Below are 17,826 nucleotides of genomic sequence, written 5' to 3' on the forward strand. Positions count from 1 at the left end.
ATGCTAGGAAACTAGCACGTACGGTGTGAGGTGGGGGAAAAGGTGGAGATTACATCAAAGCCTTACCTATCATCATAAATGATTTTGAAGTATCGTAAGCTAAATCCTTGGGTGCCAGTTGAACCTTGGAAGGCTGGAGATTTAGGTTTACCTGTTTGTGATGGGCCAGGAGGAAGTAAATTAGCTGTTTGTATTTGTCATGATGGTATGTTTCCTGAAGTAGCTCGTGAAGCAGCTTATAAAGGTGCAAATGTCTTGATTCGTATTTCTGGATATAGCACACAAGTTAGTGAACAATGGATGTTAACTAATCGTTCGAATGCATGGCAAAATTTAATGTATACATTGTCGGTGAACTTAGCCGGTTATGATGGTGTATTTTATTATTTTGGTGAAGGACAAGTATGTAATTTTGATGGGACTACTTTAGTGCAGGGACACCGAAATCCTTGGGAGATTGTTACTGCTGAAGTATATCCAGAGCTAGCAGATCAAGCTAGATTAGGATGGGGTCTCGAAAATAATATATATAATCTAGGTTCAAGGGGATATGTAGCGACTCCTGGTGGGGTGAAAGAAAACCCATATACGTTTGTAAAAGATTTAGCTGAAGGTAAATATAAGGTTCCTTGGGAAGATGAGATTAAAGTAAAGGATGGAACTATTTATGGGTATCCAGTCAAAAAGACGATTCATTCTTAAGTAAGATAAATAGAACAAGCGCATCATATTGATGCGCTTGTTCTATTTACTCAATGATTTGGAATTCTTTTAACTCTTTTTCGATATTTTGTAGGAGTTGTTCGCTTTTTTGAATTACATTCGTTGGGAAAGTTTCACCATCACCATATTCAACGCCGTGAGGATAATAATGTTTACCTAATAAGGGAGGGAGTAGCTTTATTTCAGCGTGTCTGCTGCCAATGTCACCTTCAACAGCTAAACCTTGTACACGTAAATAATAAACATCGTTTAATATTTCGAATTTATAATCGTATGTAACTCGTTCATAATCCCACTGTCCAGCAAGTACAAAATGGTTCTTTTCCATAATCTCTGTTAATAGTGTTAAATCAACGACTGCCCCATTAAATTTCGTATTTGTAAATTGCATAAAATACCTCCTTTTTTAATGTTACACCATTATTTTTATAATAGTATGAATAATAAGAAAGTGCAATTCATATTGAGAGAAAAGGGATAATCCAGACTTTTTTTGCGAAAATATGATATAGTGAAAAGAGTACGGTACACACAAAAAAAGGAAAGAAAAGGATTTGTGTATATCTCAATTTTATGTTTTTTGCAGGAGGTATATCGATTGAAGAAATTATTGCGTATCGTAATGATTACAATTTTAATTTTAGCTGTTGATTTATACGGGAAATTACTCGTTTCACAATATATATTAACCCCATCTCAATCAAAGCAAGAAAATAAAATTGTGAAAAAGAAAAAACAAGTAAATGAAGACTCTTCTGATACGGTTTTAAATATGATTGGTGGGGACTCTGAAAATTTATTAGCAAAATGGGGCGAACCTTCTCGAATAGAACCATCTGCTTACGGATATGAATGGTGGGTATACAATCAAGATTTAGCTCAGTATGTTCAATTTGGGGTTGCTGAACGTAAAATTGTAACGGCGTATGTCGCTGGTGAGCAAGTTAAGGTGCCACCTTATTATATAAATGAAAAGTATGAAGATGTGTATAAAAAGAATCCACTTTCTCATGAGATTTCGTTAAAAAGAGGAAAGAATAGTTATCAATTTGAGTTATCTGATACCGAAGTGATGGAACAACCATTAGTAGCAGTAGAAGATGGTTGGGCACAATTATATTTTGATCATTTTACGCATGAGCTTGTCGGTGTTCGTTATATGGATGACGAAACGTTATTGCGTCAAAGACCGTATCAGCTCGTTTATTCGGGTGAATTATTAGCAGAACAACCATTAACTCCAGATAAAATGAAACAAATAGAGAATGGGAATATGCAACAAATTTTTGATTTAACAAATATTATTCGAAGTCGTCATAATTTACCGTTATTAGCGTGGGACCAACAAACGGCAGAGGTGGCAATCGGTCATAGTAAAGATATGAAGGATAATAATTATTTTTCACACGATTCACCTACATTAGGTACGTTAGGAGATCGTTTACAGCGCGGGAAAGTAGGGTTTCAACTTGCCGGTGAGAACATAGCGGCGCAACATAGTGATGGGGTTGCGGCATTGCAAGGTTGGTTAAATAGTGAGGGACATCGAAAAAATTTATTGAATGAACAATTTACAGGATTAGGTGTTGGCGTATACGATAAGTTTTATACACAAAACTTTATTCGGAAATAAAATGAAACTGTAAATTGTGGATGGGAATCTTCCTCTATGCAAATAGTAGGATAAAAAGGTGCATGAATCGTCTAAAAATAGGCGAACCATGCGCCTTTTTTTTCTTATTATATAGTAGATATACATGAAGAGGTGAGGATTATGCCGACAACAAAAGGACCGTTACATCCATCGGTTCAACAGTTTAAAGAGTTTGTAAACCATCACCCTAAAATGGTTCATGAAGTTCGAAGTGGTCATAAAACTTGGCAACAGTTTTATGAGGAATGGTACTTACTTGGTGAAGAAGATCCAATATGGGCAACTTTTAGACCGGATGGAGCGCCTGCTTTTTCTTCGGTAAAAGAAAAGAAAAAAGAAAATGGAAAAGAAAAGGATACTCGAACTGAAGAAGAAAAAACTGCTGATGTGATGGGACAAATGCTTTCTTTCTTTAAAAAGTTAGACGTGGAACAAATGCAACATCATTTAGCCAATGTGACGAGTGCTATTGGGAGTGTGCAACAAGTTTTTCAACAATTTCAAGGAAAACGCACGCAGCAAGAAGAGAGTACTTCCGAAAATAATCCATTTTTCTTTCAGAAGGATTAGGAGGAAAGCGGATGAGAGCAGAAATTATGGAGTTTATAAAGGCTGATGAGGATTTATCTCGCTATATTAGGGAGCAACCTTACTGGTATAGAAAACTAACGCGAAACCCTGAAGAAAAAGAGGCATTTGAGTTAGCAGCTATGCAACATTTCAAAAAAACGATACCAGATAAAGTTGAGAAATTTCAAAATCAATTGGCAGTTGCTTCCATTATGATTGATATGTTTCAGTATATGAAGCAGCAAAATGCAACATAATTGGAAGGGAAAACTATGTCCGTCATGCAGAACTTTTGATACAATAGAAGCGGATTATTTAAAAAGGAGTTGCAGCATGAGCATGACGGAAATTTGTTTAGTACGACATGGACAAACTGATTGGAATTTTCAAGAGATTATTCAGGGACGTGAAGATATTCCGCTTAATGAAGTGGGGAAGAAGCAAGCGAGTCAAAGTGCAGCTGCTTTGCAAGCGGAGGCATGGGATATAATTATAAGTAGCCCATTAATTAGAGCGCAAGAAACAGCTAAGGAAATTGCAGAGGCAACTGGATTACAATCAATTTTATTAGATGAGCGATTTATTGAACGTAATTTTGGTGAAGCTTCTGGGAAGCCAGTTGCGACTGTTAGGGAATTAATTGCAGAAGGTAAAGTAGAAGGTATGGAGCAAGATGAAGAAATTGTAGCTCGTTGTTTTGCCGCGGTAAAAGATGTTGCAGAAACTCATTCTGGCAAACGTATTATTATTGTAGCCCATTCTCATGCGATAAAAGCAATTTTACATGCAATTGCTCCGGAAGATATTTCGTTTAAAACACCGTTAAAAAACGCATGTATTAGTTATGTGAATGAAAATAGTGGGAAGTGGGATGTTGTTAAATACAACATCGCGGAACATATTAATGTATAAATGTGTACTGAAATTATTAAAAAATAGTTAGAATGATATCTTTCTGTTTAGTGAGACACTTCAATTAGTAGTTCTATTCTAAATGTGGTATGATAAATACTCGGAGGTGTCTCTCATGATTGTAGCGACGCTAGAAAGCGTATTAATATTAGATAAGGCAGAGCAGCTTGCAAAAGCGATCATCTGTTCAGATATAGCAGAAGATTACCGTAAATGTTATAAAGACTTGCATGAAGATATGGAAGTTCAGACGTTAATTCAGCAATTTACAGCGATGAAAGAACGATATGAGGAAGTGCAACGTTTCGGTAAATATCATCCTGACTATACTTTCGTTTCGACGAAAATGAGGGAATTGAAGCGTTCTGTAGATTTACATGATAAGATTGCAGCTTTTAAACGAGTAGAAACGGCTTTACAAAAGTTGTTAGATGAAGTTAGTGTAGCAATCGGTTCTGAGGTGTCCTCTTCCATCAAAGTTCCAACAGGAAATCCATTTTTTGATGCTGGTGGCTGTGGTGGCGGTTGTGGTACCGGCGGAGGTTGCGGTTGTAAAAAAACGGGGTAAATCACCCTGTTTTTTAGAAGGTAGAAGAAAACGTATACAGAGTTTGTCCTGTAATGTCATAAATTTCTGATTGGTTTTCATAAAATATAAAATATATGTTTTTAAAAGGAGAAGATGGAGAAGATTATGTTCGGGCAACGACAAAGTATGATTGTTTATTTACATTCATTGAAACATGCCAAGATTTTAAGAAAATATGGTAACATACATTACATATCAAAACGTTTAAAATATGCAGTAGTATATTGTGATATGGAACAAATTGAGCATATGATGCAAAAGTTGAACAAACTTCCTTTTGTGAAAAAGATAGAACAGTCGTACCGCCCGTATTTAAAAACGGAATTTGAAAATTCACGTCCTGATCGGGCAAAAGAATACGATTATAGCTAATAGAAAAAATCCCCTGCTAATTTTAACAGGGGATTTTTTATTTGAAATAACACATTATTTCATTGGAGGAATAAAATTATTCATTCGTAAAATACCAATTAAATGATTGAAAAACAGTTCTTTTTCTGGGAAAGTTGTGGATGGTTTTACCGTAAAGGTAGTCACTTTTTTTCCAAGTTGTTCTGCCGTTTCTTCAAATAAAATGACGCGTTTACTTTTTTTATTTTCAAGTACAGGAATGCCTTCACGACATATGTATAATGGTTGGAAATCACCAGTAGTAGTTGGTTTTAATATTACAACAAGTGAGCACACTTTTTTTTCATTTTTAATTGTTTCAAATTGTAACATATGTGTTATACGTTCTTGATTTGCTTTGGCAATTTCAAGTAATTCATATAAATCAGAGTAGCCCTCTCCGAGTTCTATAAAGCGTTGAATCATATCTTTTCCTCCTCTTTCTTTTACTGTACCATCTCACTTTTTAAATGAAAAGTAGACAAAGAAAAAAAACCCTGCAAAGCAGGGCCCTTCTTATACTAGCATGTACTAGTAAGAAGGCAAAGGGAGAGGAGAAACCGGAGGAAGAACTTATGGGGAAACGTAAGTCTTCTCCGCGGTTGGCAACAACATCGAAGGTGATGTTGTTATAGTTATTTATGTCCAATCTAAATGAAGATATACATGATGAAATTAAATTTTATGTTGGGCTTTTTATTTTTCTTTTTTTTATTTTATGATAGGATAAAAAAGATAAAGTGAAACGAATAGTTCGTGTTAGCGAATGGTGAGATGAATACATAAAAATGCAGAGCGGTTATTTTAAGCTAAGTTCTTCTAGTCTTCGTTGGAAGATGAATGGAATCGTAAAGTTTGGTAGCGGTTACCGAATGGAGAAGGGCTTTCTATAATTGCTCTTTAGATTGAAATAAAGGTAGTGACAACAGATGAGAGTAGTTTCAGGAAAATGTAAAGGACACCCACTTAAAGCGGTGCCAGGTAATACAACACGTCCAACGACTGATAAAGTAAAAGAATCCATTTTTAATATGATAGGACCTTATTTTGATGGGGGTGTTGCTCTTGATTTATTTGGTGGTAGCGGTGGTCTTGGAATCGAAGCTATAAGTAGAGGGATTGATAAAGCGATTTTTGTTGATCGAGACAATAAAGCGATAAAGGTAATCCATCAAAATTTAGAAAGTTGTAGAATACAGGAACAAGCTGAAGTATATCGGAATGATGCAGAACGTGCGATAAAAGCACTTATAAAACGTGAAATATCATTTGATCTTATATTAATTGATCCTCCATATAAAGATCAAAAAATTGTATCTTTAATTAGTGTAATGGATCAACATGGATTGCTACATAACGATGGTTTAATTATGGCGGAGCATGGTAATGATGTAGTTTTACCTGAGGCTATAGGAAGACTTGTAAAAGTGCGAGCTGAAAATTATGGCATTACAGCGATATCGATTTATAAGTATGAAGGTGAGGGGACGGAATGACAAGTATAGCTATTTCTTCGGGAAGTTTTGATCCAATTACCCTTGGGCATCTGGATATTATTAAAAGGGGAGCAAAAGTATTTGACGAGGTATACGTAGTAGTTTTAAACAACTCGTCAAAAAAACCGTTCTTTTCAGTGGAAGAGCGTTTAGATTTAATTCGAGAAGCAACAAAGGATATTCCTAATGTCAAAGTAGATTCACATAGTGGACTATTAGTTGAGTATGCAAAAATGCGTAATGCGAACGCGATTTTACGTGGATTACGCGCAGTTTCTGATTTTGAATATGAGATGCAAATTACTTCTATGAATCGAAAGTTAGATGAAAACATTGAAACCTTTTTTATTATGACAAACAATCAATACTCATTTTTAAGCTCGAGCATTGTGAAAGAAGTTGCGAGTTATGGAGGAAGTGTAGTAGATCTTGTACCTCCTGTTGTAGAACGTGCTTTAAAAGAAAAGTTTCAAACCCCGTTAAAGTGAACGGGGTTTTTCTTTGTTGCTCCGAAAAAATAATAAGATGACATATACATATAAGCAAAATAATGTAAATATCGGTCCGTAGTGTATAAAAGATGTCCAAAATTCATGCAGAATAGAAGAATGATTCGATAAAAAGACAGGGATATCTTTTTGCATAGGTGAGAAAGAGCTTACTTTTTCATAAAATGGTTTCCAAAATATAAAAGTAAAAATAGGGGCAAGAATACTTTGGATAATTCGTGCGAAAAAATAGGGCTTAAATCGAATGTCTGTTTCAGCTAATATGCTAGCGACTTGTGCCTGAATAGAAAGGCCGCTAAATGCTAAAATAAAGCTTGTTACCATAGTTTGCTGCAGGAGGGGTGTTTCAGTTATTTGACTAATCATTTGGCTTCCAAGTGTCATTTCAAACATGCCAGATAATATTGGGATACTAAATTCAGTAGTTAGTTGGAAGAATGATAAAATATGTTGCATAATAAAAGAAAGGGCTGCTGTAATATGAAATACAGTAATCATTTTATTTAAAACAGAGAATAAAATAATAAATCCACCAATCATAAGTAGCGTTTGAATAGAAGAAACGATAGCGTCCCCAAGTAATTTTCCTATTGGTCTTTTTTCTTGCATACGTGTCTCGTGTAGAATTGAAAAAGGGTTTTGAAAAGGGTGTTTTTTAGTAACATGTTTATCATGCGTGGAACTGTTGTTATTGCCATAAAAACGCATCAGTAACCCGACAGCAAAATTACTTACATAATGTGCAGCAGCTAATACGATTCCTAATTTCGGATTATTGAAAAAACCGATAGAAACAGCGCCAAAAATAAAAAGTGGATTGGATGAGTTTGTAAAAGATACGAGGCGCTCTGCTTCAATTTGTGTTAGTTGATTGCTTTTGCGCAGTCTAGCGCTTAATTTGGCGCCAGCGGGAAAGCCTGAAGCCATTCCCATTGCCCAAACAAATCCGCCTATTCCTGGAACGCGGAAAAGTGGTCGCATAAGTGGTTCTAATATAACGCCTATAAATTTTACAACACCAATACTAATGAGAAGTTCGGCAATGATGAAAAACGGTAAAAGTGAAGGGAATACAACTTCCCACCATATATTTAACCCTCGAATGGAAGCTTGTAAAGCAGCTTGGGGGTGGAGTACAAGAGAAAAGGTTAAAAAAAGTGTTGATATGGTAAGGAAAGCCGTTTTCCATTTTTCATACATGTAAGTAAATCCCCCTTTGTCCCAAAAAACGTTCATTTCAGTATACGTGGATACGTAGTGAATTTAGACCATAAGTATGAAAAAGGAACGAAAAAAATTAAAGGGTGAGAAAAGTGAAAGAACCGAAAATTGGCTTAGCTCTTGGATCTGGGGGCGCAAAAGGTTTTGCTCATATTGGTGTTATAAAGGTTTTAAGGGAAAATGATATACCGATTCATATGATTGCAGGAAGTAGTATGGGGGCTTTAGTAGGTACATTTTATGCGGCTAGTTCAAACGTTGAAAGACTGTATAAACTGGCAAATGTTTTTAAGAGGAAATATTATTTAGATTTTACGGTTCCGAAAATGGGATTTATTTCTGGAAAACGTGTCAAAGATATGATTAAAATGTTTACATATAATAAAAATTTAGAAGAATTAGATATCCCGACGGCTGTTGTGGCTACTGATATCTTAAAGGGGGAAAAAGTAGTTTTTACAAGTGGTCCAGTTGCAGAGGCGGTGAGAGCAAGTATTTCTGTACCTGGAGTGTTTGTGCCAGAGAAAATAGATGGACGATTATTGGTAGATGGCGGAGTAATTGATCGCATCCCAGTATCGGTTGTGAAAGAGTTAGGTGCCGATATTGTCATTGCTGTTGATGTATCCCCGATTAAAGTAAATGGAGAGGTTACGTCTATTTATGATGTAATTATGCAGAGTATTGAAATTATGCAACATGAGCTTGTGATAAATCGGCAAATTGCATCTGATTTAATGATGCGACCAGCTGTAGAACAATTTAGTTCCCGGGCTTTTACAAACATTGAAGACATTATTCGAGTTGGAGAGGTAGAAGCGGAAAAGCATGTTGCAAATATTCATTTATTAATTGAGCAGTGGAAGGAGAAACATAATGTTTAAGCGTTTTCGGTTTATATATGCAATTTTAATAGGGGTTATATTGGCAATGTTACTTGTTTATGTACGTCTGCCGTATTATGTAACGAAACCAGGAATGGCTGCCAAATTAGAGCCTTACGTTCAAGTTGAAGGGGGAACAAAAGAATCAGGTGATTTTATGCTTGTTACGGTTTCAATGGGACCGGCAAATGTAGTGAATTTAATAGCGGCACAGTTTAATAAATATACACATATTTCAAAAGCGGAAGAAATATTGCAAAAAGGTGAAAGTGATGAAGAATATCAATTTCGCCAAAATTATGCGATGAAAGATTCGCAAAATGCAGCGATTTATAATGCTTATAAACGTGCAAATCGTACTGTTTCTTTTGAAAATAAAGGTGTGTTGGTTGCTGGTGTAGCGATAGGGATGCCTTCAGAAGGAAAGCTTAAACTTGGAGATGTTATCATTGCCGTCGACGGAAAAACATTTGAAAAGACAGAACAATTTATTGAATATATGACAGGGAAAAAAGAAGGAGATACAGTAAATATTGAGTACAAGAGGGATGGGAAACAGTTAAAAGAAAATTTAAATGTAAAGACTATTCCGAATGGAAATGGACGTGTTGGTATAGGTGTTTCTATCGTTACGGAAAGAGAATTAGTGGTAGATCCGAAAGTGAAAATTGACTCTCATGAAATAGGCGGACCATCGGCAGGCCTAATGTTTACATTAGAAATATATAACCAACTGGTGGAAGATGATTTAACAAGAGGGCATGAAATAGCTGGAACAGGGACGATCAATGAAAAGGGAGAAGTTGGCCCGATTGGCGGTATTCAGCAAAAAGTGGTTGCTGCAAGTGATGCTGGTGCTGAAGTGTTCTTTGCACCAAATGAAAAAGGTGCAGAGAAATCGAATTATAAAGATGCACTTGAGGCTGCGAAAGATATTAAAACGAAAATGAAAGTTGTGCCAGTTGATACGTTGGATGATGCATTAATGTATTTGGAAAAAATGGGCAATAAATAAAAAAATCTCTCTTTTTCAGAGAGATTTTTTTATAGGAATTTTGCAGTTGTTTCATCGTAACGAATTGGGTGATGTGTTGCATCTTGTTTTAGTAGTTGTGTTCGTAATGGTTCTTGTATGATGGAGAAATATACAGAATTGGCTTTTCGATCTATGTGTAAAGTAGGATGGTCAAATGTTTTTGTATGGGTAAGGATTGGAAGCTCTATTTTTTTCTTGTTTTTTGAAAGGTACGTTTGTCCTTTTTGTGACATGCCTAATAGACGAATGTATGGTGCATGTTGCTCTATATTTGCGCAATGTATTTCTTCTTTTGTTGTATTTGTTAAAATATGTGTACAAGCTCTTTGTAATCTAGTCCACGTATAACGTTTCGTTTTTAACGCTTCCATGAATGAATGGAAGGAGGAACTGGTTTGTATTTTTGATAAAATACGATGCTCTAAACCTTCCTCAATTTCATATATATGTCGTAAGTCTTCTGGAGACATCGTCATAAGTTTGTATTTAAAAAATGAAAAGTATTGTTCCCAATTATGTAATGTCCCGTAGTTTTGTTTATAACTCGTTAAAAGAGAAGCAGTCGCTTTTGGGATGAAAGGCTCAATTTCTGTAAAGGAACTATTTTCACTAAAAAGTTGTTTGCGAATACTTGTTGCGCTTGCAATATGTTGGTCGTTAAATGTTTCATCATGATAATGAGATGCGAATCTTTTTATCGTTTGTGCTTGCATAGAACTATTTTGCATTAGAATTGCTTTTATGTATTGGAAGCCTAAAATGTTATTTGGTTGTGACATGTCTATATTTTTTTCAGAAGATAAAATGTGTAGGAAAGCTTCAGATGTAGCTTTTGCGTAACTATTACCTGCGTTCATAAATTGCTTTACAAGACGATTAAAAGTCTCTTCTTCATTTTTCTGCACAGAGATGGTGTTATAAAAATTTTCGATTTGTCCATCTTCACTGCCGAAACAAATTTCAGAAACATGTAGGGCGTTTAAAATAGAAATAGCGCCATTTGCAAAGGTTTCGGCCTTTTGCGTTGAAAAGGCATAAGGAAGCTCTACAACGAGGTCTACACCGCATGTTAAGGCCATTTTGGTACGATACCATTTGGATACGAGTGCTGGCTCACCACGTTGTAAAAAAGGGCCACTCATAACAGCGATTGTAATATCAGAGTGTGTTAACTTTTTTGTTTGTTGCACATGATAAGCATGACCGTTATGAAAAGGGTTATATTCAACAACAATACCACTGGCTTTTATGGTAATCTCTCCTTTCGATGTAGCATCTTTTTGAAAAACGTGATACTCTATATATTATTTACTATGATGACTTCATTATAGTGTAAAGAAAAAACATTGACAAATATAAAATGGCTAGCTATAATTTTGTTTGTTGCCTTGAGGTGATATGATATGAAATGGTCCATCCATCAATTGAATAAATTGAGAAATAAAGGATTGACATTGGATGAGATGGTAGATGTAAGTGAGCTAAAAGAGGTCGAGAAAGATATTCGTGAAATTAATCCTGTTCATGTAACAGGAAGAGTTGATTTTGGCTCCGGTAAGTTTACGTTCCATCTACATATAACTGGAAGCATGGTTTTACCATGTTCTCGCTCTTTAGTAGATGTGACATTACCATTTGACATTAAAACAACTGAGGTGTTCCAAACTTCACAAGAAGAATTTGAAACTGAAGCTGAAATTCATTGTTTAGAAAGAGAAGTACTTGACTTACTGCCCGTAATCAAGGAAAATATACTTTTGGAGATTCCAATGCAAATTTTCAGTGATGATGTTTCTGGTGGAGCACCGACGCAAGGTCAAGACTGGCAAGTGATTTCGGAAGAAGACAAAGAAAAGCCTGTTGATCCAAGATTGGCAGGACTTGCAAAGTTTTTTGACAAATAATCGGAAGACTGGTTCAGGCCTTCATATGAAAATAACTATTTCTTTTAAGGAGGTGGGAAGAATGGCTGTACCTTTTAGAAGAACTTCTAAAACAGTAAAAAGAAAGCGTCGTACGCATTTCAAATTATCAGTACCTGGTATGGTAGAGTGCCCAAGCTGTGGTGAAGCGAAATTAGCTCACCGTGTATGTAAAGCATGCGGTACTTACAAAGGTAAAGAAGTAATCAGCAAGTAATTGCGGGAAAATAAACGTAGAAGATATCTTCTACGTTTATTTTTTTGTCTTATTCTTCATTTGTTGTATTCTATCTTTTCTAGTAACTGCATATGTTTAATAAAAAATGCATAGGGAGGACTAGAGAGATGGCGACAACAAGACAAGATGCTTGGACTGATGATGAAGATTTGCTTCTGGCAGAAGTAGTACTCCGGCATATTCGAGAAGGTGGAACGCAATTATCTGCCTTTAAAGAAGTGGGAAGACATTTATCTCGTACACCAGCAGCATGTGGCTTTAGATGGAATTCTTACGTTAGAAAGCAATACAAAGAACGTATTGAAGAAGAGAAGCAACTGCGTAAAGTGGAAAATTATGAAGTGAAAGAGACGAAGGTATTAGAACCTACGTCAATTACATTGAATGATGTTATTGATTTCTTGCAAAATTATAAAGATGAAAACTCTTTAGTGGTGTTGCAACAGCAAATTGAATCGTTACAAACAGAGAAAGAGAGCCTGTTGGAGCGATTATCAGTATATGAGGAAGAATATAGAACATTGCTTGATTATATCGATCAAAAAAGAAGTGTAATGGTAGCGGAAAGAAATAGCGCTCGTTCGAATGGGAAATTAGAGAAGTTAAAGAAATAAAAAAACAGCTGCTATGTAGCTGTTTTTTTATTTCTTATGCAGACTCTTCATTTGTAACCGCATTCAAATTTGTTTCTGGGTGCCAAACGTAAAAATCACCATCAGGTACTGACACAGGTTGGAAATTTAATTTATCCCAAAAACCAGCTGAATGGATACGTGCGATCGTTTTAATTGGGAACTGCAGTCCCTTCGCATAATTTACAAGCATTTCTCCGAATCCTTGTTTTTGGAAAGTTGGTAATACTTCAAGTTTATAAAGTTCTAGGTAAGTACCTGTAATTTCGAATGGTTCCCCGCCGTTCCTTTTCATGTATAGACTCATACGTGCAATGAGTGATCCACCGTAATAAATACCGTAAAATGGAGATTCACTATTGTTTTCAATAATGTTTGCTTGTAATTCTTCTAACATGGATAGTTCTTGAGCTCCGCAGCCTTTAAATTTTTTAAACTCGTCTAATGTTTTATAATTGATGAGCAAGCGCTCAACTTTTGGGAATCCCATAACATCACATCCTTTTTGTCTCATTGAATGCAGAAAAGTGAAAATATTTATAATAATATTATAACTCATTTTTTTATTTTTATGAAGATGATAGTGTATTTCTTTTATTATTTTTTTGAGGATTTGCTAAACTAAGAGTAGAAGTATAGTAATAAGTAGTATATACATATTGAAAGAAGAGGTGGCATTTGATCATCTTTAGTTAATTATGATTCCGTATGAATCGAGGGTTCGCGGAATAAAAGAGGAGGGGAAAAAGGGACTTATGTATCGTGTTCAAATGAGTTCCTTGTGTGAAAATGAAAATTGGAGTTGTGGGACCGGGAGCTATTGGTCTATTGTATACATTTTATTTACAAAAAAGTAATCAAGATGTTACGTTGTTTACAAGGACAGCTAAGCAGGCTGACGAATTAAATATAACGGGTGTAACTTGTATTAGGGAGGGGAAACGTGAAACGGTATCCCCGCCAGTATTACCAATAGAAAGCATGCTAGACCAGCAGCTAGATTATATATTTATTGCTGTTAAGCAATATCATATAACTGACATACTACCTTTTGTGCGAGGGAAATCCTCAGTAGTCTTTTTGCAAAACGGAATGTCACACCTTCATGCTATGCAGAAAATAGAGAATGAAAATATTGCAGTTGGAATTGTAGAGCATGGTGCGAAAAAAGAAGAAAGACATACCGTTTATCATACAGGGATAGGTGTAACGAAGTTTGGAATCGTGCGCGGTCGGTCTATACATTTTGAAAAAATATTTAATTGCTTTCCTTTTCCGCATTTTCCAATTCGAATAGAAGATAATTGGAAGGATGTTATGCACAAAAAATTAGTAGTGAATGTATGTATCAATCCATTGACGGCATTATTACAGGTCAAGAACGGAGAATTGATCACGAACCCGTTTTTTTATCAGATGATGGAGCAAGTATTCCAGGAAGTCGTTTTTCTCGTTAAAGAAGAAAAAGAAATGGTATGGGAAATGGTACGTCATGTATGTGAAAGAACATCTCATAATACATCATCTATGCTGGCGGATGTAAGGGCGAATAGACAAACAGAGATTGGTGCGATTGTTGGATATGTATTAGAAGAAGCTAAGAAACAGCAACGATCCGTTCCGACACTTCAATTTTTGTTCGATGCAATAAAAGGGTTAGAAGTAAAAGTATAAGTGTAATTCTTTGCTTTTACGTGAAACATTGACTACAATGTGGATTGGTGAGAGAACAGGATACGAAAGGAAGAATTATATGGAGATAAAAGAAATCTCTGTTCCGCAACAAGGTGTTGTAGCGGACTATATGAACGGTAAAAAAGAGATACAGTCGTGTTTTGATTATATGTTAACAGAAGATGCTTTTAAACAGCGTGTACAAGATTTGCGTGAGAGGGAGTTTTTCCGCCAAGATTTAGTAGCGCATTTATTAGAATATAATACAAAATTACAAGCGGGAGAAGCTACAATTCAAAATGTAAAAGCGCTTGAAGATGAAGATACATATGTTGTTATAGCTGGACAACAAGCTGGGTTATTAACTGGGCCACTTTATACGATTCATAAAATTATTTCAGTTTTACAGCTTGCGAAGGAAAAGGAAGAAAGTTTAGGCGTTAAAGTTGTTCCTGTTTTCTGGATTGCTGGTGAAGACCATGATATGGATGAAATTAATCATACTTTTGTAACGAAGAATAAAAAAATAAAAAAGACCATTTTTCATGATCGTAATCCGAAAAAGGCGAGTGCTTCAGAGTCTGAGCTTTCTTTGGAAGACTGTAGAAAGTGGATTGAAGAAATTTTTAAAACATACCCTGAAACGAATTTTACAAAGGATGTACTGCGATTTATTGATGATTCTTTACGGAAATCGAATACGTATGTAGATTTCTTTGGTCACCTTATTATGAAAATGTTCATGAATTCTGGTTTAATTCTTGTCGATTCGCATCATCCTGAATTAAGAAAATTAGAAGTGCCGTTTTTTAAACAAATTGTAAGTAAGTATAAAGAAGTGCAAGAGGGGCTTCATAACCAACAGGAAGTAATTACAGAATTAGGATATAAGCCAATTATTGAAACAAAGTCTAATGCAGTACATATATTTATGGAAATTGATAATGAGCGAGTGTTGCTTGAAGACAATCAAGGGAAGTTTGTTGGGAAAGATGGGACGTATTCCTTTTCATATGAGGAATTGATTGAAGAGATGGAAAGAAGCCCAGAGCGCTTTAGTAATAATGTTGTAACGCGCCCTCTTATGCAAGAGTATGTATTTCCTACGTTGGCGTTTATTGGAGGTCCAGGGGAATTAGCTTACTGGAGTGAATTACAACAAGTCTTCCATACTATCGGCTTCCGAATGCCTCCTGTCGTTCCTCGTATTACAATTACTTATATTGAGAGGGATATAGCGACAGATTTACACGATTTACAATTGCAAGAGAGTGACCCGTTTTTAAATAACGTAGATAAGTTGCGTGAAAACTGGCTATCTAATCAAATAGAGGAACCGATAGATGAACGATTTGAAGAGGCGAAAAAAGAAATAATTGATATTCATAAGTCATTACAACAGTTTGTAAAGAAAATAGATTCTGGATTAAGTTCGTTTGCAGGGAAAAACGAGTTCAAAATTAATGAACAAATTGAACTGTTGGAAAGAATGTTGAAAAGAAATGTTGAGAAAAAACATGAAGTGGAACTAAATAAATTCCGTCGTATACAATTTGCAATCCGTCCATTGGGAGCGCCACAAGAGCGTGTGTGGAATGTATGTTACTATTTAAATCAGTTTGGTTTAGATTTCGTTGATCGTGTAATGGAAAAACCGTTTTCTTGGGATGGAAAACATCACGTTATAAAACTATAGAATCTTGCTCTTAGGAGCAGGATTTTATTTTTATTCCGTTGAATTTACTGTGAAGTGATTTTTTTTCTGAATTATTAATTTTTAAAAAGCTAATATCGTAATTATGCAGGATACTTAAATATATGACAAAATAGCACAAAATGTAAACGTATTATTATCTTTTTCGACAGTTTTTTATTTAAATTCCCGCAAAAGATGATAAAATTTAGTATATAATAAAAGAAAATGGCGATTTGTATAGTATGCTGCCTTTGTAGGCAAGTTAAATGAGTCGTTCTTTCATAGTATTTCGTTCTCTAGTCGTGAAATATGCGTTTAGAGGAGGAGATACATTCAACATAATTAATTGGAAAAAGAGTAGGTGCAACAATGTTTAATCACGTAACAGTGCTTTTGAAGGAAACAGTAGATGGCTTAGATATAAAGCCAGGTGGTACATATGTAGATTGTACACTGGGGGGAGGAGGACATAGTTCTTATTTATTATCCCAATTAACTGAAGGCGGAAGATTAATCGCGTTTGATCAAGATGAGATAGCAATTCAAAATGCGAAAGAAAAATTCTCTTCATACGGTGAGCAGTTCATAACAGTAAGGAGTAATTTCCGTTACCTATCTGAAAAACTACAGGAATTAGGTATAACAGAAGTAGACGGTATTTTATTTGATTTAGGTGTTTCATCCCCGCAATTAGATACACCAGAGCGTGGCTTTAGTTACCATCATGATGCACCGTTAGATATGCGAATGGATCAAGATGCCCCATTAACAGCCTATGATGTTGTAAATAGTTGGTCATATGAACAACTTGTAAGAATTTTCTTCCAGTATGGCGAAGAGAAATTTTCAAAACAAATAGCAAGAAAAATTGAAGCGTATCGTGAGAATAAAGCTATTGAAACGACAGGGGAATTAGTAGAACTAATTAAAGAGGGTATTCCAGCTCCTGCTCGTAGAACGGGTGGACATCCTGCGAAGCGAGTGTTCCAAGCGATCCGTATTGCGGTAAATGATGAATTGAAAGTATTTGAAGAAGCGTTGGAATCTGCAATTGAGATGGTTAAGCCAGGCGGAAGAGTTAGCGTTATAACATTCCATTCTTTAGAAGACCGTATTTGTAAAACGACGTTTAAGCGAAATAGTACAACGCCACAATTGCCACCAGGATTACCAATTATTCCTGATGAATTTAAGCCGAAATTAAAGCTTATTACAAGAAAACCGATTTTACCTTCTGATATAGAGTTAGAAGAAAATAATCGAGCGCGTTCTGCGAAATTGAGAATCGCTGAAAAACGATAAAAAGGGGAGAGAGGTATGAGTAACTTAGCTGTAAAGTACAAGCAACAAGCGCAAGAAGAGGTTCAGATTCAAACGCCCCCACAGCAGATGGTTCAACCAAAAGCTAAAGCGAAGATTACAAGAATCGAAAAACTGTTGTATGTAGCGTTTATTGGCTTTTTATTGTATGCCTGTGTAGCGTTTATTGGAAATAAAGCAGGCCTTTATCAAGTTAATGTAGAAGCTGCGACAATAGAACAAAAAATTGTACAGCAGCAAAAAGAAAATCAAGAGTTACAGGCTGAAGTAGAGAAGTTAAGTCGTTATGAACGAATCGCTGAAGTTGCAAAAAAACACGGGCTAGAAATTAATGCGAATAATGTGAAAGGCCTCAAATAA

Annotated in this window: 22 protein-coding genes and 1 pseudogene; 18 read left to right on the forward strand and 5 right to left on the reverse strand. The window is 35.6% G+C overall.

The window, feature by feature from the left end:
- Window positions 1–78: 78 nt before the first annotated feature.
- Window positions 79–702: pseudogene (locus tag PDQ33_RS00005) on the forward strand (formamidase); the annotation flags it as partial.
- A gap of 46 nt (window positions 703–748) precedes the next feature.
- Here the strand turns inward: PDQ33_RS00005 and PDQ33_RS00010 are convergent.
- On the reverse strand, window positions 749–1,114 hold the full coding sequence (locus PDQ33_RS00010) for a YugN family protein (protein ID WP_001160940.1): 366 nt from the start codon (window positions 1,112–1,114) through the stop codon (window positions 749–751).
- A 207-nt stretch (window positions 1,115–1,321) separates the two neighbouring features.
- On the opposite strand from PDQ33_RS00010, the gene PDQ33_RS00015 reads away from it, so the two are divergent.
- The 6 genes from PDQ33_RS00015 (at window position 1,322) to PDQ33_RS00040 (ending at window position 4,820) form a co-directional block, all read left to right on the forward strand.
- Window positions 1,322–2,356 (forward strand): CAP domain-containing protein, encoded by a 1,035-nt coding sequence (locus PDQ33_RS00015; protein WP_270754450.1) that lies wholly within the window; start codon window positions 1,322–1,324, stop codon window positions 2,354–2,356.
- A gap of 141 nt (window positions 2,357–2,497) precedes the next feature.
- On the forward strand, window positions 2,498–2,947 hold the full coding sequence (locus tag PDQ33_RS00020) for a YlbD family protein (protein ID WP_001143335.1): 450 nt from the start codon (window positions 2,498–2,500) through the stop codon (window positions 2,945–2,947).
- An 11-nt stretch (window positions 2,948–2,958) separates the two neighbouring features.
- On the forward strand, window positions 2,959–3,204 hold the full coding sequence (locus PDQ33_RS00025; protein WP_001200990.1) for a YlbE-like family protein: 246 nt from the start codon (window positions 2,959–2,961) through the stop codon (window positions 3,202–3,204).
- Between the two features lie 82 nt (window positions 3,205–3,286).
- The gene (locus PDQ33_RS00030) at window positions 3,287–3,859 is read left to right on the forward strand and encodes a histidine phosphatase family protein (RefSeq protein WP_061131727.1); all 573 of its coding nucleotides are present in this window, start codon (window positions 3,287–3,289) and stop codon (window positions 3,857–3,859) included.
- A gap of 115 nt (window positions 3,860–3,974) precedes the next feature.
- Complete coding sequence (locus PDQ33_RS00035; protein ID WP_000634351.1) at window positions 3,975–4,427, forward strand: YlbF family regulator; 453 nt, start codon at window positions 3,975–3,977, stop codon at window positions 4,425–4,427.
- A 126-nt stretch (window positions 4,428–4,553) separates the two neighbouring features.
- Window positions 4,554–4,820 (forward strand): YlbG family protein, encoded by a 267-nt coding sequence (locus PDQ33_RS00040; protein ID WP_002080814.1) that lies wholly within the window; start codon window positions 4,554–4,556, stop codon window positions 4,818–4,820.
- 54 nt (window positions 4,821–4,874) lie between these two features.
- On the opposite strand, the gene PDQ33_RS00045 is transcribed toward PDQ33_RS00040, so the two are convergent.
- Window positions 4,875–5,264: a DUF7147 family protein gene (locus PDQ33_RS00045; protein ID WP_000616011.1), complete on the reverse strand. Its 390-nt coding sequence runs from the start codon at window positions 5,262–5,264 to the stop codon at window positions 4,875–4,877.
- A gap of 503 nt (window positions 5,265–5,767) precedes the next feature.
- Between PDQ33_RS00045 and rsmD the strand changes: the two genes are divergently transcribed.
- Together rsmD and coaD are read left to right on the forward strand one after the other, a co-directional pair.
- Complete coding sequence (gene rsmD, locus PDQ33_RS00050) at window positions 5,768–6,334, forward strand: 16S rRNA (guanine(966)-N(2))-methyltransferase RsmD (protein ID WP_001266987.1); 567 nt, start codon at window positions 5,768–5,770, stop codon at window positions 6,332–6,334.
- Entirely contained in the window at window positions 6,331–6,822 is a 492-nt protein-coding gene (gene coaD / locus PDQ33_RS00055; RefSeq protein WP_270754449.1) for a pantetheine-phosphate adenylyltransferase, read from the forward strand. The genes rsmD and coaD overlap by 4 nt, the downstream gene beginning before the upstream one ends.
- On the opposite strand, the gene ylbJ is transcribed toward coaD, so the two are convergent.
- The gene (gene ylbJ / locus PDQ33_RS00060; protein ID WP_270754448.1) at window positions 6,814–8,043 is read right to left on the reverse strand and encodes a sporulation integral membrane protein YlbJ; all 1,230 of its coding nucleotides are present in this window, start codon (window positions 8,041–8,043) and stop codon (window positions 6,814–6,816) included. The genes coaD and ylbJ overlap by 9 nt on opposite strands.
- A gap of 113 nt (window positions 8,044–8,156) precedes the next feature.
- Here ylbJ and PDQ33_RS00065 point away from each other — a divergent pair, with 113 nt between their 5' ends.
- Together PDQ33_RS00065 and PDQ33_RS00070 are read left to right on the forward strand one after the other, a co-directional pair.
- On the forward strand, window positions 8,157–8,948 hold the full coding sequence (locus tag PDQ33_RS00065; protein WP_000662598.1) for a patatin-like phospholipase family protein: 792 nt from the start codon (window positions 8,157–8,159) through the stop codon (window positions 8,946–8,948).
- The gene (locus PDQ33_RS00070; protein WP_270392359.1) at window positions 8,941–9,963 is read left to right on the forward strand and encodes a SepM family pheromone-processing serine protease; all 1,023 of its coding nucleotides are present in this window, start codon (window positions 8,941–8,943) and stop codon (window positions 9,961–9,963) included. The genes PDQ33_RS00065 and PDQ33_RS00070 overlap by 8 nt, the downstream gene beginning before the upstream one ends.
- Before the next feature lie 29 nt (window positions 9,964–9,992).
- Here the strand turns inward: PDQ33_RS00070 and PDQ33_RS00075 are convergent, their stop codons facing one another.
- Window positions 9,993–11,174 carry a nucleotidyltransferase gene (locus PDQ33_RS00075; RefSeq protein WP_061131571.1) on the reverse strand — a complete coding sequence of 394 codons (1,182 nt, stop codon included), beginning with the start codon at window positions 11,172–11,174 and terminating at the stop codon, window positions 9,993–9,995.
- 213 nt (window positions 11,175–11,387) lie between these two features.
- Between PDQ33_RS00075 and PDQ33_RS00080 the strand changes: the two genes are divergently transcribed.
- From PDQ33_RS00080 to PDQ33_RS00090, 3 genes are all read left to right on the forward strand, one after another.
- Window positions 11,388–11,888 (forward strand): YceD family protein, encoded by a 501-nt coding sequence (locus PDQ33_RS00080; protein ID WP_270754447.1) that lies wholly within the window; start codon window positions 11,388–11,390, stop codon window positions 11,886–11,888.
- 61 nt (window positions 11,889–11,949) lie between these two features.
- Window positions 11,950–12,123 (forward strand): 50S ribosomal protein L32, encoded by a 174-nt coding sequence (gene rpmF / locus PDQ33_RS00085; RefSeq protein ID WP_001984764.1) that lies wholly within the window; start codon window positions 11,950–11,952, stop codon window positions 12,121–12,123.
- Window positions 12,124–12,251: 128 nt separating this feature from the next.
- Window positions 12,252–12,758: an RsfA family transcriptional regulator gene (locus tag PDQ33_RS00090; protein ID WP_270754444.1), complete on the forward strand. Its 507-nt coding sequence runs from the start codon at window positions 12,252–12,254 to the stop codon at window positions 12,756–12,758.
- A gap of 34 nt (window positions 12,759–12,792) precedes the next feature.
- Here the strand turns inward: PDQ33_RS00090 and PDQ33_RS00095 are convergent, their stop codons facing one another.
- Entirely contained in the window at window positions 12,793–13,266 is a 474-nt protein-coding gene (locus PDQ33_RS00095) for an N-acetyltransferase (RefSeq protein WP_000506707.1), read from the reverse strand.
- A 293-nt stretch (window positions 13,267–13,559) separates the two neighbouring features.
- Here PDQ33_RS00095 and panE point away from each other — a divergent pair, with 293 nt between their 5' ends.
- The 4 genes from panE to ftsL all read left to right on the forward strand — a co-directional run bounded on the left by panE (window position 13,560) and on the right by ftsL (window position 17,826).
- A complete protein-coding gene (panE, locus tag PDQ33_RS00100) occupies window positions 13,560–14,450 on the forward strand; it encodes a 2-dehydropantoate 2-reductase (protein WP_061131583.1) in 891 nt (296 codons plus the stop codon).
- A 79-nt stretch (window positions 14,451–14,529) separates the two neighbouring features.
- Window positions 14,530–16,146 carry a bacillithiol biosynthesis cysteine-adding enzyme BshC gene (gene bshC, locus PDQ33_RS00105; protein WP_061131584.1) on the forward strand — a complete coding sequence of 539 codons (1,617 nt, stop codon included), beginning with the start codon at window positions 14,530–14,532 and terminating at the stop codon, window positions 16,144–16,146.
- A gap of 369 nt (window positions 16,147–16,515) precedes the next feature.
- Window positions 16,516–17,448, forward strand: coding sequence for a 16S rRNA (cytosine(1402)-N(4))-methyltransferase RsmH (gene rsmH / locus PDQ33_RS00110; protein WP_000481790.1), 933 nt, complete (start codon window positions 16,516–16,518; stop codon window positions 17,446–17,448).
- A 15-nt stretch (window positions 17,449–17,463) separates the two neighbouring features.
- Window positions 17,464–17,826 (forward strand): cell division protein FtsL, encoded by a 363-nt coding sequence (ftsL, locus tag PDQ33_RS00115; RefSeq protein ID WP_000067081.1) that lies wholly within the window; start codon window positions 17,464–17,466, stop codon window positions 17,824–17,826.

It is taken from the genome of Bacillus cereus group sp. Bc031 (assembly GCF_027716265.1).
Lineage (GTDB): Bacteria > Bacillota > Bacilli > Bacillales > Bacillaceae_G > Bacillus_A > Bacillus_A paranthracis.